The sequence below is a fragment of the Kitasatospora sp. NPDC036934 genome (assembly GCF_055608425.1).
The window spans coordinates 224,230-237,831 of sequence record NZ_JBVJQR010000014.1 but is presented as its reverse complement, the minus strand read 5'-3'; the positions used below and the strand labels follow the sequence as shown (position 1 = coordinate 237,831).

Genomic DNA, 13,602 nt, shown 5'->3' with positions numbered 1-13,602 from the left:
AACAAGGGGAAGGGGCGGGACGGGATGGCGCGGGGGTCAGACCGCGTGGCAGGCGTACTGGTGGTCGGAGCCGTCCGGGGCGCCGGCGGTCACCGGCCGTTCGGTGCGGCAGCGCGTCCGTACGCTCTCGTCGGCCTCCCGGTACAGCGGGCAGCGGTCGGCGAACACGCAGCCCTCCGGCAGCCGGGCGGCGCTGGGCTGCTCGCCCACCAGGACGATGCGCTCACGCCGGCGCTCTCGCTCCGGGTCGGGCACCGGGATCGCCGACAGCAGGGCCTTCGTGTACGGGTGCCGGGGCCGGGCGAAGATCTCCTCGGTGGCGCCGGACTCGACGATGTGCCCGAGGTACATCACCGCGATGCGGTCGGAGACGTGGCGCACCACGGCCAGATCATGGGCCACCACCAGGTAGGCCAGGCCCAGTTCGTGCTTCAGCCGGGCGAGCAGGTTGATGATCTCGGCCTGCACCGACACGTCCAGGGCGGACAGCGGTTCGTCCAGGGCCAGCAGCTTCGGCTCACGGGCCAGGGCGCGGGCGATGCCGACCCGCTGGCGCTGGCCGCCGGAGAGGGCCGCGGGGAAGCGGTCGCCCATGGCGCGGTCCAGGCCGACCAGGTCCAGCAGCCGGGTGACCCGGGACCGGACGGCCGTCCGGTCGGCGTCTGCGGCCTGGAGCGGTTCGGCCAGCAGGTCGAAGACGGTCAGGCGCGGGTCCAGGGCGTCCGTCGGATCCTGGAGGACGATCTGGACGTCGCGCCGCAGCTCGCGCACCCGGGCCGCCGAGCGCAGGGTGGCGACGTCGGTGCCGGCCAGTTCGATGCGGCCGCCCTCGGGGGCGCGCAGCCCCAGCACCTCCCGCAGCGTGGTGGTCTTGCCGCTGCCGGACTCCCCCACCAGGCCCAGGGTTTCGCCCGCGCGCAGTTCGAAGCTGACGTGGTTGACCGCGTGCAGGGTGCCCACCCGGCGCTTGAGGAGGGCCCCCTTGGTGACGGGGAACGTCTTGACCAGGTCCTCGACCCGCAGCACCACCTCGCCGACGGTCCGGCGGCCGTCGCCGGCCGGTGGCACGGGAGTGGCGCCCTCGGCCGGGTCGAGGGTCCCGTCCACGATCTCCTGCGCGCGGTGGCAGGCGACCCGGCCGTGCCGACCGCTTGGCTCGGTCGACGTCGGTACCCTCAGGGCCGGTTCGGTGGTCCGGCACACGTCCTGGGCCACCGCGCAGCGGGGTGCGAAGGGGCAGCCGCCGGGCAAGCCGGCCAGGGACGGCGGCTCGCCGCCGACCGGGATCAGAGGCCGTTCGACGCCGCTGTCCACGGTGGGGACGCTGGCCAGCAGTCGGGCGGTGTAGGGCATCGTCGGGCGGCGGAACAGCTCGTCGACGCCCGTGTGCTCGACGATCCGTCCGGCGTACATGACGGCGACGTCGTCGGCGTGGCCGGCCACCACGCCCAGGTCGTGGGTGATCAGGACGAGCCCGGCGCCGGTCTCGCGCTGGGCGAGGCGCAACACGTCCAGGATCTGCGCCTGGACGGTGACGTCGAGCGCCGTGGTGGGCTCGTCGGCGACGAGGACCGAGGGCTTGTTGGCGATGGCCAGGGCGATGACGACGCGTTGACGCATGCCGCCGGAGAACTCGTGCGGGAACGACTTGGCGCGTTCGCGCGGGTCGGGGATGCCGACCAGGTCGAGCAGTTCCACCGCCTGCTCCCACGCGTCCCTCTTCGACAGCTCCCGGTGCACCCGCAGGGCCTGGGAGAGCAGCCGGCCGACGCTGAAGATGGGAGTGAGCGCGGACATCGGGTCCTGGAAGACCATGCCGATGGACTCGCCGCGCACCCGGGACAGCGCCTTGTCGTCCATCGCCGCCAGGTCGCGGCCGCCCAGCAGGATCCGGCCGCCGAGGCGCGCGGTGGGCGGCAGCAGGCCCATGACGGCGAGGGCGGTGGCGGACTTGCCCGAGCCGGACTCGCCGACGATGCCCAGGGTGCGCCCGGGCAGCAGGTCGAAGTCGATGCCGCGCACGGCTTCCACCGGCCCGGCCTCGGAGGGGAAGGAGACCCGCAGGTCGCGGACGGACAGGACGGGTGCGGGCTCGGTCGGCCCGACGGTGGGCCCGGCTGTGGATCCGGCGATCGGCCCGGCGGTGGAGCCGGCGTCGGGTCCGGTCCGGCGGCTGGGTGCGAGGGTCATCGTCGGCCTCCTGCCGCGCCGGTGGTGGACGTGGGGTCGAGGGCGTCGCGCAGGCCGTCGCCGACGAAGGTCATCGAGACGGTGAGCAGCACGGTCAGCCCGGCGGGGAAGGCGAAGAGCCAGGGGGCGCTGGTGATGGTGCCCGCGCCGTCGGCGAGCATCGTGCCCAGCGACACGTCCGGGGGCTGCACACCGAAGCCGAGGAAGGACAGGGCGGTCTCGCTGAGCACCGTGGAGACCACGCCCAGGGTGAGGTTGACTATGAGCAGGGAGCCCAGGTTGGGGATGATGTGGCGCAGCACGATGCGCAGCGGGCGCACGCCCATGTACTCAGCGGCGCGCACGTAGTCGCGCTCGCGCAGGGACGTCGACACCGACCAGACCACGCGCGCGGTGGACATCCAGCCGAACAGCGTCAGCACCAGGATGAGGACCCGCCAGTCGCCCGCCAGCCGGTGCGAGACCAGGGCGAGGACGAGGAAGGAGGGCACGATCAGCAGGAAGTGGATGACGGCGAGGGTGGCCTTCTCCACCCGGCCCCCGACGTAGGCGGCGCCCGCGCCCACCACCGCGGCGATGGCGACGGTCAGCAGGGACACGCTCACCGCGATGACCAGCGAGCGCTGGAGGCCGTGCACGGCGGCGGTGTAGACGTCGTTGCCGCCCTGGTTGGTACCGAACCAGTGCTCGGCGCCGGGGGCCTGGGTCAGGGCCGAGAAGTCGGCGTCCGCGTAGCCGTACGGGGTGAACAGGTCGCCGAGGGCGCTGAACAGCACCAGCAGCAGGAAGATCACCACACCGGCGACGGCGATCCGGTTGCGCAGGAAGCGCCGCAGGTAGAGGCGGCGCCGGCCCAGGTAGCGCCCGTCGTGCCCGTGCGGCGGCGGGTCGGCTGCCGGTGCGGGTGCAGGTGCAGTGGCGCTGGCGAGGACGCCTTCGGAGGTGGCGTCGGAACCCACCGGAGTGCCCATCTCAGTTCACCCGCACTCTCGGGTCGAGCAGAACGGTGGCGATGTCCGCGAGGATGGCGCCGATCGCGGTCAGGGCGGCGGCGAAGGCGGCGGTCGCCACGGTGCCGTGCACGTCGTTCTTGTTGATGGTCTGGATGAAGTACTGGCCCATGCCGTTCCAGCCGAAGATCGTCTCCGTGAGGACCGCGCCGGTGAAGACGGCCGGGATGCTGAAGGCCACGGACTGCGCGGTGGGGATCAGCGCGGTGCGCAGGGCGTGCCGGCGGATCGCCTGGGCGCGGGTGAGCCCGGTGGCCCGGGCGGTGCGGACGAAGTCGGAGTGGATGACGTCCAGCAGCAGCGAGCGCTGGGTGAGGTGGTGGCCCACGTACCCGGTCAGGGTGAGGGTCAGCGTCGGCAGGATCAGGTGCAGCAGCCGGTCCCCGGCCGTCGCCCAGAACCCCTCCACGTCGGGCGAGTTCTCCCCCGCGACGTACAGGAAGTGCCAGCCCGCGTGCTCGTTCAGCCGGATGGCCAGCAGCACCAGGACGAGGGCGGCGATGGACACCGGGACGTTGAAGAGCGCCATGGAGAGGGCCTGGGCGGCCCGGTCCCGCCAGCCGTACTGGCGCGAGGCGGTGTGGACCGCGAGCGCGACACCGACGACGACGGACAGCACCGTCGCGCCGATCACCAGTTCCGCGCTGACCAGGGAGCGGTAGCCGATCTCCCCGTTCACCTGGACGCCGACCGGGGAGCGGCCCCAGTCGAAGTGCAGGACCACCCCGGTCAGCCAGTCCCACCAGCGGTGGAGCAGCGGCTCGTGCGGGTCGAGGTTGTAGGGCGCCAGGGCCCGGGACAGCTGCTCCTCGGTACGGACCGGGCGCAGCTCCTTGAAGTTCGAGCGCGGGTCGAGGAACCAACTGGCCAGGAAGTACGTGGCGTTGGTGGCCACGGCGATCACCAGGAACCAGCCCACCGCCCGGCGGGTCACGTACCGGAGCACGGACAGCACCTCCCCACCGGATGCGGCGGGTGCGGCTGGGGAGCGCCGGGTCTGGGGGAGGTACGCATGCGGGTGGGGTTTCCTCGGTCCAAGGGGTGGGTGCACGACCGTGCAGCAGCCAGTCTGTGTGCGAGCGGACCCGTGGCACCAGGGATCGAGGCATCTGGCCACGAAGACGAAACACCCCCGCAGCACAGGTTGTGCTCGCGTCACATTCCCGACGAATTCGCAGGCCGGAGCGGTCTCCGGGGCCGCCGGGCGCGGTGGCCCCGGAGGCCGGGCGGGCGCGGCCGCCGACCGGCCGCATGACAGCGCGATGACGGACCGTGGAACAGCCGATCGACGGACCGGGTACAGGACCCGCCTCTCCGACGACAGTCACGTGACTGATGCCTGCCCGCCGCACCCGCCGACCGAGGAGAGCCGCTCCCACGCGCGGCAGCCTTCCGCCGGCCGTGAGCCCGGTCGGCCACCTCCGTCAGGCGACCGCGACCGGCTCCACCGGCACCGCCGAGGGCGCCGCCAGGGACGCCAGCCGCCGCCGGCTGGCCCGGCGCTGGAGGGCGGCGAGACCGGTGCCGGCCGCGCCGAGGGTGAGCCAGCCGGCCGGGCCGGCGGCCATCACCACGCCGGTGAGCAGCATCGGGCCGACGGACTTCTGCACGGACTGGGACATTCCGGCGACCCCCAGGTAGGAGGCCCGGGCGCGCGGCGGGGCGAGGCTGACCGCCAGCTCCCAGGAGCTGACCGAGCGCATCAGTTCAGCAAGGGTCACCAGCGCCGCGGCGGCCAGCAGGGCGAGCGAGGCGGTCAGCGGTCCGCCGCCGGTGGAGAGCGCGATCAGCAGGCAGCTCGCGAGCAGGGCGACGCCGTACCAGCCGACCGCCCTGATCGCGCCGCCCGGGCGCTCGGCCCAGTTGGAGACCCGGAGTTGGAGCAGCACCACCAGCACGGTGTTGAGGGTGAGGAAGGCCGGGACGACGGCGTGCGGCGCGGCGGTGCGGTGGATCAGCCAGAGCGGAAGGCCGACGTTGAGGACGGAGTCGTCCAGGCACATCGGCAGGTCCAGCAGGACGAACAGCAGGTAGCCGCGGTCCCGCCAGGGGCTCGGCGCGGCCCCGGCGGCCGGCGCCGCACCGTCGACCGTGCCGCCCGCCGTGCCGCCCGCCAGCACCGGCGCCGCCGAGGAGGCCGCCACCAGAACCCGGCCGGCCGGCTCCCCGGTGCGCCGGATCAGCGCGGCGGCCAGCAGGTAGGAGAGCGCGTTGGCCACGATCAGCGCCCGGTAGGCGGTGGTGGTCCCGACGGCCAGGCCGATCGCCGCGAAGCCCGTCCCGACCGCGTACCCACCGTTGGCGACGCTGCGGAACAGCGCCTGGTAGGTGGCCCGGCGCCCGCCCGCGACCCGGGTGGCGAACAGCATCTCCAGGGTCTTGGCGCCGCGCTCGGCGAGGCAGGTCAGGGCGACGGCCGCCAGCAGCGCGGTGAACTCGTCGACCACCAGCAGCAGCGCCATGGTGGCCACCCGCAGCAGGTGGCAGCCGATCAACAGCGCGCGCACCGACAGCCGTTCGGCGGCCCGCCCGGCGAGCGGCGAGCCGATGATGCCGGCCACCGCGCCGACGCCGAGCAGCAGTCCGAGCCGACCGGCGTCCATCCCGCAGACGTAGCTGAAGTACAGCACCGAGGCGGCGGCCCACACCCCGGTGCCGGTCCGGTCCACGCCCTGGGCCAGCAGCATGATCCGCGCGTCCCGCCCGCCCGGCGGTCGCCGCAGCTGTGCCCACAGTCCGTTCCCCCGCATGACGGGCCCCCGTTTCACGTCCACCATCAATCTCGATATCAAGATACTTCACATCGAGATAGGCAGGGAACCCCCGGATCCGGAACCCCGTCGGCGCGTTCCGGAACCCCGCCCCCGACTCCCCACCACCGAACCCGCTGGGAAACCCCATCCGCGCCCCGCCCCGGCAACCGGTCCGCAATGAGAAAGTCCCTGCCCGACACACGGCGTTGTTTCCATCGACCGAAGGTCACCACGGCGTGGCGGGACGGGACATCGCGGGGCGGGTCGGCATGCGGCAGACGGGGGTCGGGCGCAATGATTCGGATCTTGTTGGCGGAGGACATGCGCATCCTGCGCGGGGCCCTGCTCGCCCTCCTCACCCTGGAGGACGACCTCGAGGTGGTCGCCGAGGTCGCGACCGGCAACGACATCCTCGCCGCGGTACTGGAGCACCGGCCGGACGTCGCCGTCATCGACGTCAACCTGCCGGGCCTGGACGGCATCACCGCGGCCCGCGAGGTGCAGGCCCACCTGCCCGGCTGCCGGACGCTGATCCTCACCGCCCTCGACCAGCCCGGGATGATCCGCCGGGCGATGGACGCCGGGGTATACGGCTACCTGCTCAAGGACGCCCCGCCGTCCGAACTCACCGCCGCCATCCGCACGGTGGCCGGCGGGCGCCGGGTGATCGACCCCCAGCTGGCAGTCGCGCTGTGGGACCGCGGCCAGAACCCGCTGACACCCCGCGAGACCGACGTCCTGGCCCGCGCCTCGGCGGGCGAGGAGGCCGTCGACATCGCCGGGCAACTGCACCTGTCCGTCGGCACCGTACGGAACTACCTCACCACCGCCGTGGTGAAGCTCAGCGCGCGAAATCGACTGGACGCGGTTCGAATCGCTCGGGACAACGGCTGGATACCGTAACCTCCCGTCCCGGCTCGACCGGGCAGTCCGCCACCACGTGGAACCAGCCCTCCCGGTCGACGAGCGACGTCAGACTGCCGCCGATCCGCTCCACCCGCTGCGTCAGGTTGTCCAGTCCGCCGCCGCGGCGCCGGCCCCGGGACGCCCTCGGCCGCACCCCTCGTTGGACACGGTCAGCCGCACCCGCCCGCCCCGCCGGCGGACGTCTGGATGGCGAAGACCTTCGAGTGGTTCAACGAGATCGGCTACAAGGCGGACATCCCCGCGCTGCGCGCCGCCCACCCCGGTCTGCTGACCTTCGCCGAACTCCTGCGCCGCAGCGGCTGGGCGCCGCAGGCCGGCTAGGCCGCGCCGGGATGAGCGCCCTGACACCCGGCGCCGCGACGACGGCGCCCCGACGTCCGAACCTGCCGACCCTCGTCGGCATGCGGTTCCTCGCCTCCGGGATGGTCTTCTTCTCGCACGCCTTCTTCCGCTTCCTGCCGAGCAGTTGGACCTCCGGCACCGGCGCGGGCTTCTGGTGGAGCGCCGCCGGGTCGACGGGCGTGTCGTCCTTCTTCGTCCTCAGCGGCTTCGTGCTCACCTGGTCGGCCCGGCCGGGTGAGCCGGCCCGGGCCTTCTGGCGTCGGCGGCTGTGCAAGATCTACCCCAACCACCTGGTGACCGCAGTGGCGGCGGTGGCCCTGATGCTGGTCTGCGGGGAGGCATTCACCGCGGGGCAGTTGGTGCCGAACCTGCTGCTGGTGCAGTCCTGGATCCCGCGCATCGACGTGCTCACCGGGATCGACCAGGTGAGCTGGTCGCTGTGCTGCGAGGCGCTGTTCTACCTGCTGTTCCCGCTGCTGCTGCCGCTGGTCGGCCGGATCCGGGCCGGGCGGCCGTGGTGGTGGGCGGGCGGTGCGGCGCTGGCGGTGTTCTGCGTGCCGGCCGTCTCGGCGCTGCTGCTCTCGGGCGGCCCGCACATCTCGCCGCGGATGGACTACTCCGTCACCCAGCTGTGGTTCGTCTACTTCTTCCCGGTGATGCGGGCCTTCGAGTTCGTCCTGGGGATGCTGCTGGCCCGGATCGTGCTGGCCGGCGGGTGGCCGCGGATCGGCCTGCTGCCCGCCGGGCTGCTGTTCCTGGCCGGGTACGCCGGGGCGCTGTACGCCCCCGGGCAGTTCGGCACGGCCGCGCTGACGATCGTGCCGCTGGCGCTGCTCATCCCGGCCGGCGCCGCCGGCGAGGTGCTGCTGGAGCACCACCACGAAGACGGCGGTGCCGACCGAGCCGCCGACCCGCTGCGCCACGTTGAGCTGCGGGGTCGCGTCGTTGATCTTGGCCGGGTCGATGGCCCGGAAGGCCGCCGTCATCGCGGGCATCACGGACAGTCCGATGCCGAGGCCGCGGACCACCATCGCCACGCCGAGCACCCAGTACGAGGTGCCGTCGGAGATCAGGACGAAGGGCAGCGCGGCGACCACGCTGACCGCCGCGCCGATCACGCAGGTGACGCTGCCGATCTTCTCGAACAGCCGGCTGGACATGCCCATCGCGACCGCCGCGCCGAGGCCCTGCGGGGCGAGCAGCAGCCCGGTGTGCGAGGCGTCCTCGTGCTTGACCACCTGGTAGAAGAGCGGCATCAGGATCATGCCGCCGTAAGTGGCCGCGCCGAACACGAAGGTGACGAAGGACGCCGAGCTGAACAGTTGGCTGCGGTAGAGCCTCATGTCCAGCAGCGGGTGCGGCACCGGAGCGATCGCAGCACGAACGCGCCGGTGAGCGCCAGCCCGACCAGCAGCGGGACCAGCACCTTGGCCGAGGTCAGGCCCGCGCTGCCGGCTTCGGAGAGGCCGTAGGTGATGCCGACCATGCCGAGGCCGACCAGGAGGAGTCCGGGCAGGTCGAGCGGTCCGCCCCCCCGGCCGGGTCCGGCGGGAGCAGCCGGGCGGCCAGGAAGAGGCCGATCGGCCCGAGCGGCGCGTTGATCAGGAAGATCCACTGCCAGCCCGCGCGGTCGACCAGCAGGCCGCCGATGGTGGGCCCGACGACCGGGGTCAGCACCATCGGGATGCCGACCGCGCCCATCACCCGGGCCAGCCCGGCCTGGCCGGCGGTGCGCACCAGGATCATCTGCCCGGCGGGGATCATCATGCCGCCGCCGATGCCCTGGACGGCGCGGGCGGCGATCAGCGCGCCCAGGTTGTCGACCAGGCCGCAGACGATCGAGGCCAGCGTGAAGAGCAGCAGTGAGGCGATGTACAGGCGCCGGGCGCCGACCCGGCGGGCGGCCCAGCCGGTGACCGGCAGGACGGCGGCCTGGGCCAGCAGGTAGGCGGTGACCACCCACTGCACGGCGTCGAGGGTGGCGTCCAGCTCGGTGGTGAGGGACTTGAGGGCGACGTTGACGATCGTGGCGTCGAGGAAGGCCAGGACGGCGCCGACCAGCACGACGACGACGACCCGCCGGGTCTCCGGCGTCAGTCCCGGATTCTCCACCACGGGGGCCGAGGCGTTCTTGGATGCTTTCACAGCAGCAGCCTCAGCCGACGGTTCGCTTCTGTCAACCAGTTGGATGACTAACTCGTCTACTAAGTTGATGCAGTCATACATAGAGGTGATGCCGGTATAGACTGCCGCCATGAGCGAGTCATCGACCGAGGTGGAGAGCAAGCGGCGGCATCCCCGACGGTCCCCCACCCCCGAAGAGCGGCAGCGGGACGCCGACCGCTCCCGGCAGGCCCTGTTGAGCGCCGCGCTCGACGAGTTCGCCACGAAGGGCTTCGCCGGCGCCCGCGTCCAGGACATCGCGACCAACGCGGGCGTCAACAAGCAGCTGATCAACTACTACTTCGGCGGGAAGGAGGGGCTCTACCGCGAACTCCAGCGCAGCTGGAGCGAGAGCGAGGCGGTCTTCGCCGACCCGGACCTGCCGCTGGAGGAGGTCGCCGCCCGCTACCTCAGGGCAGGGCTCGCCGACCCGCGACCGGCCCGGCTGATGGTCTGGCGCGGTCTGACCGGCGACGGCTCGGCCGCCGACGAGGTCGACGGCGACACCACCCTCGCCCAGGACCTCGCCAACCTGCGCCAGGCCCAGGCCCGCGGCGAGATCGCCGCCGACCTCGACCCGGGGTTCGTCCGGCTCGCCGTGATGGGCATGATCCTGGCCCCCGTGATGCTCCCGCAGACCGCCCGGGAGGCCAGCGGCCTGACCCCGGACGACCCGGAGTTCGAGCACTACTACGGCGAGCAGCTGCGCCGACTGATCCGCCACCTCGGCGACCCGGCCCGGCCCGGCCGCCCCGAGAGCGACCCGAACCCCGCCCCCGGAACCGCCGCCCCCGCAACCGACGATCGGACGCCGTGATGACGAGCAATCCGTTCAGCGAGACCGAACTGCGCTACCTGGCCTCCCAGGGCCACGGCCGACTGGCCACCGTCGGCCCCGCCGGCGAGCCGCAGAACCGGCCGGTCGCCTTCACCGTCGACCCGGCCACCGGCGCCATCGACATCGGCGGCCCGAAGCTCGCCGCCAGCCGCAAGTTCCGCAACGTGGCGGCCAATCCGCGGGTCTCCTTCGTCGTGGACGACTACGCGCCCGAGGGCAGCACCCGCTCGCGCTTCCGCGGCCGGGGCATCGAAATCCGCGGCCGCGCCGAGGCCCGTCACGGCGAGACGCCGCCGAACCCGTACTTCAGCGGCGAGCTGATCCGCATCCACCCCGTCCGGGTGATCGCCTGGAACCTCGACCCGGATGCCCCGGGGGTCGACGCCCGCGACGTGCCACCGGCCCCCCGGTAGCACGCACCGGGGGGCCGGCCGAGGCATCAGGGCCAGGCATCAGGGCCGGGTGTCAGCGCCTCACCAGGTCTCGCGGGTCAGCTCCGCAAACCGGGCCAGCCGGGCGATCTCCGCCTGGACGCCGCCCGCGCCACGGCGGCTGGACAGCGTGACGTGGCTGGCCCCGGCCTCCCGCGGCTCTCGTCCAGGGCGGCCCGGACGGCCTCGGCCATCTCCCGGCCGTCCGTCTTGAGGCCGGTCATGTGGTACGCGTTGCAGCGGGTCGCGAAGCCGCCGATCTCGGCGTAGACGTGGGCGCCGCGCTTGAGGGCGGCCTCGTACTCCTCCAGCACGAACATCGCGGCGCCCTCGGCCAGTACGAAGCCGTTGCGCGAGCCGTCGAACGGCCGGGAGGCGTGCGCGGGGTCGTCGTTGCGGGGGGGGTGGCCTTGATCGCATCGAAGCTGGCGACCACGATCGGGGAGATCGGGGTGTCGGCCGCCCCCGCGACGACGGTGTCCACGGTGCCCTCGCGGATCAGCTGGGCTCCGTAGCCGACCGCGTCCAGGCCCGAGGTGCAGCCGTCGGAGGTCATTACCACCGGGCCCTCCGCGCCGGCCACCCAGGCGACCTCGGCGGGCATCACACCGGGGCTGAGGTAGTCCGCCATGTGGAGGGACAGGTAGCCCGGGTCCATCCGCCAGTCCCGGCCCGGTCGGACAGCACCAGGTACTCGGCCTCCAGGCTGGTCGCGGAGGCGACGGCGCTGCCCAGGCTGACCCCGATCCGGTGCGGGTCCAGTGCGTCGGTCTCCAGGCCGCTGTCGGCCAGCGCGTCCCGGGTGCAGGCGACGGCGAACTGGGTGGCCCGGTCCATCCGCCGGATCTCCCGGAGGCTGAACCCCTCGGCCTCGGCGTCGAAGTCCACCTCTCCGGCGATCTGCGAGCGGAACGGCGAGGCGTCGAAGAACGAGATGGTCCGGGTGGCGGTGCGCCCCTCGGTCAACAGGTTCCAGAACCCCTTGGTGCCGGGGCCGCCGGGGGCGCGCACCCCGATTCCGGTGATCACTACACGCCGGGTCATCGCCGGCCTCCGTCCGTACGTCGCGTCACGGTCCGTTCCTTTCGCCTGCGTCCGGTGAGTCCGGTGAGGACGTCAGACCCCCGGACCGCGCTCCGAAGGCCATCAGCAGGCTGGGGCGGCGGGCTCGAGCCCGACTCGACTGCGGATAGGAGCGCGAACGAGCGGCACCCCGACGGGCCCGCCGGGACGGCCGCCGGGTACCGGTCGGCGCTCTCGACGCCCCGGCAGCGGTGCGCCACACTCTCCCCAGCAGCACCCGCGCTCCCAACGCACCGGCACCGACGCATCGACCCACCGCACATCGGAGAGCCACACGGTGACCACTCGCCAACTGCTGGAGATCGCGTTCTCGTCCGGCCGGTCCGGCTCCGGACCGGCCACCTGGGGCCAGCGGGCCATCTGGGACGCCGTCCGCCGGCTGCCCCCGGCCGACGCCCCGCGCTACAACATCGCCACCGCCGCCCCGCTGGACCCGGGCCTGCCGGTGCCCGTCCTGCTCGACGCGCTGGAGCGACTGCTGCACCTGCACGACTCGCTGCACACCCGGCTACGCCCGACGCCCGACGGTCGACTGGATCAAGTCGTCGATCCAGACGGGGTGTTGACCGTCGAGGTGGAGCCGGTGACGGACGGCGCCGACCCGGCCGAGACCGGCGCCCGGCTGCACCGGGAGCTGGCCGGGCGCCCCTTCGACACCGCCGCCCACTGGCCGCTCCGGGTCGGCGTGGTGACGGCCGACGGCCTGGCCCGGCACCTCAGCCTGGTGCTCTCGCACACCGCCGTCGACGGCTCGGGGATGGGCCGCCTGGTCGCCGATCTGACCGCCCTCAGCCTGGGCACCTCCCCCACCGAGCTCGCCGGGCTCCGCACCCCGGCCCAACAGCCCCTGGAGGAGTCCGGGTTCCAGACTTCCGAGCGCGGCCGGCGCCGCGACGAGGCGGCCCGCAAGCAGGTCCTGCGCAAGCTCCGGCTCGGCCCGCCGCGGCTGTTCCCGCAGCCCGCGACGGCCGGGGCGCCGCCGGCCCGCTTCCCCAACGCCGTCCTGCGCTCCCCCGCGCTGCCCCGCGCGGTCGAACTGGTCGCCGCCGCGCACCGGGTGAGCACCTCCTCCGTCCTGCTGGCGGCCACCGCCGCGATGACCGCCCGGCTGTCCGGCCGCACCGAGGCGGTGCTCCACGTCGTGGTCAACAACCGCTTCCTGCCTGAGCTGACCAACGCGGTGAGCGTGGTCGCGGGCGACGGACTGTTCCACCTCCCGGACGCCACCGCCGAGTTCGGCGAGGTCGTGCGCCGCACCCACGCCGCCGCCATCGGCACCTACCGGCACGCGTACTTCGACAAGCTCGCCCTGGCCGCCGAGACCGATCGGCTCACCACCGAGGGCGTGCCGCTCGCCGACCGCTCCTGCGTCTTCAACGACACCCGCGAGCTGGTCCCGGCCACCCCCGACCCGGGCGAGGACGGCACCACCCTCGACTGGCCGACGGAGTTCGAGCCCCGCCCCGGCCTGACCTACGCCCTGGACGCCCTGCAGTCCCCGGAGGCCCTCAGCCTGGCCATGACCGCCGACCCGGCCGTGCTCCCACGCCCGGCGATGGAGCGCTTCCTGCGCGGCGTCGAGCAGCTGATCCTCACCGAGGCCGCCACGTCAGGCGCCGCCGTCCCCGCGTGACCACCACCGCACCTGCCCGGCCGCGTACCGTCCTCGGCCGCCCCGAGGACGGTACGCGGCCGGCCGCCGAACAAACGGGTTGACCCGGACCCTAGCCTGGAGCCCGTGCGGATCCTCGTGGGGGACTGACGCACGACACCCCCTCCTGACCGATTGTCAGTACCACCCGCTAGGGTCGGGCCCGAACAATCGCACCACACCGGTACGAACCGACATCAGCACGCCCAGCCAG

General features: G+C 73.3%; 10 protein-coding genes and 3 pseudogenes. 6 read left to right on the top strand and 7 right to left on the bottom strand.

From position 1 onward, the window contains the following. Window positions 1-36 precede the first annotated feature (36 nt). The 4 genes from ACZ7BZ_RS23090 to ACZ7BZ_RS23075 all read right to left on the bottom strand — a co-directional run bounded on the left by ACZ7BZ_RS23090 (window position 37) and on the right by ACZ7BZ_RS23075 (window position 5,950). Window positions 37-2,190: a dipeptide ABC transporter ATP-binding protein gene (locus ACZ7BZ_RS23090; RefSeq protein WP_470359930.1), complete on the bottom strand. Its 2,154-nt coding sequence runs from the start codon at window positions 2,188-2,190 to the stop codon at window positions 37-39. Next, window positions 2,187-3,161, bottom strand: coding sequence for an ABC transporter permease (locus tag ACZ7BZ_RS23085; RefSeq protein ID WP_470359929.1), 975 nt, complete (start codon window positions 3,159-3,161; stop codon window positions 2,187-2,189). Before ACZ7BZ_RS23085 ends, ACZ7BZ_RS23090 begins: the two co-directional genes overlap by 4 nt. Window position 3,162: 1 nt before the next feature. Further along, window positions 3,163-4,146: an ABC transporter permease gene (locus ACZ7BZ_RS23080; RefSeq protein WP_470359928.1), complete on the bottom strand. Its 984-nt coding sequence runs from the start codon at window positions 4,144-4,146 to the stop codon at window positions 3,163-3,165. Between the two features lie 478 nt (window positions 4,147-4,624). Further along, the gene (locus ACZ7BZ_RS23075; protein ID WP_470359927.1) at window positions 4,625-5,950 is read right to left on the bottom strand and encodes an MFS transporter; all 1,326 of its coding nucleotides are present in this window, start codon (window positions 5,948-5,950) and stop codon (window positions 4,625-4,627) included. 297 nt (window positions 5,951-6,247) lie between these two features. Between ACZ7BZ_RS23075 and ACZ7BZ_RS23070 the strand changes: the two genes are divergently transcribed. From ACZ7BZ_RS23070 to ACZ7BZ_RS23060, 3 genes and pseudogenes are all read left to right on the top strand, one after another. Beyond that, entirely contained in the window at window positions 6,248-6,856 is a 609-nt protein-coding gene (locus ACZ7BZ_RS23070) for a response regulator transcription factor (RefSeq protein ID WP_470359926.1), read from the top strand. Between the two features lie 210 nt (window positions 6,857-7,066). Next, window positions 7,067-7,201, top strand: coding sequence for a hypothetical protein (locus tag ACZ7BZ_RS23065; RefSeq protein ID WP_470359925.1), 135 nt, complete (start codon window positions 7,067-7,069; stop codon window positions 7,199-7,201). An 11-nt stretch (window positions 7,202-7,212) separates the two neighbouring features. Beyond that, window positions 7,213-8,022: pseudogene (locus tag ACZ7BZ_RS23060) on the top strand (acyltransferase family protein); the annotation flags it as partial. Between the two features lie 150 nt (window positions 8,023-8,172). On the opposite strand, the pseudogene ACZ7BZ_RS23055 reads toward ACZ7BZ_RS23060, so the two are convergent. Together ACZ7BZ_RS23055 and ACZ7BZ_RS23050 are read right to left on the bottom strand one after the other, a co-directional pair. Beyond that, a pseudogene (locus tag ACZ7BZ_RS23055) lies at window positions 8,173-8,565 on the bottom strand (MFS transporter); the annotation flags it as partial. A 94-nt stretch (window positions 8,566-8,659) separates the two neighbouring features. Continuing rightward, window positions 8,660-9,367, bottom strand: a complete 708-nt coding sequence (locus tag ACZ7BZ_RS23050; RefSeq protein WP_470359924.1) for an MFS transporter — start codon at window positions 9,365-9,367, stop codon at window positions 8,660-8,662. Window positions 9,368-9,476: 109 nt separating this feature from the next. On the opposite strand from ACZ7BZ_RS23050, the gene ACZ7BZ_RS23045 reads away from it, so the two are divergent. Together ACZ7BZ_RS23045 and ACZ7BZ_RS23040 are read left to right on the top strand one after the other, a co-directional pair. After that, entirely contained in the window at window positions 9,477-10,202 is a 726-nt protein-coding gene (locus ACZ7BZ_RS23045; protein ID WP_470359923.1) for a TetR family transcriptional regulator, read from the top strand. Further along, complete coding sequence (locus tag ACZ7BZ_RS23040) at window positions 10,202-10,636, top strand: PPOX class F420-dependent oxidoreductase (protein ID WP_470359922.1); 435 nt, start codon at window positions 10,202-10,204, stop codon at window positions 10,634-10,636. The genes ACZ7BZ_RS23045 and ACZ7BZ_RS23040 overlap by 1 nt, the downstream gene beginning before the upstream one ends. 173 nt (window positions 10,637-10,809) lie before the next feature. Here the strand turns inward: ACZ7BZ_RS23040 and ACZ7BZ_RS23035 are convergent. Then, window positions 10,810-11,698: pseudogene (locus ACZ7BZ_RS23035) on the bottom strand (beta-ketoacyl-[acyl-carrier-protein] synthase family protein); the annotation flags it as partial. 316 nt (window positions 11,699-12,014) lie between these two features. On the opposite strand from ACZ7BZ_RS23035, the gene ACZ7BZ_RS23030 reads away from it, so the two are divergent. After that, window positions 12,015-13,370: a condensation domain-containing protein gene (locus tag ACZ7BZ_RS23030; protein WP_470359921.1), complete on the top strand. Its 1,356-nt coding sequence runs from the start codon at window positions 12,015-12,017 to the stop codon at window positions 13,368-13,370. Window positions 13,371-13,602 lie beyond the last annotated feature (232 nt).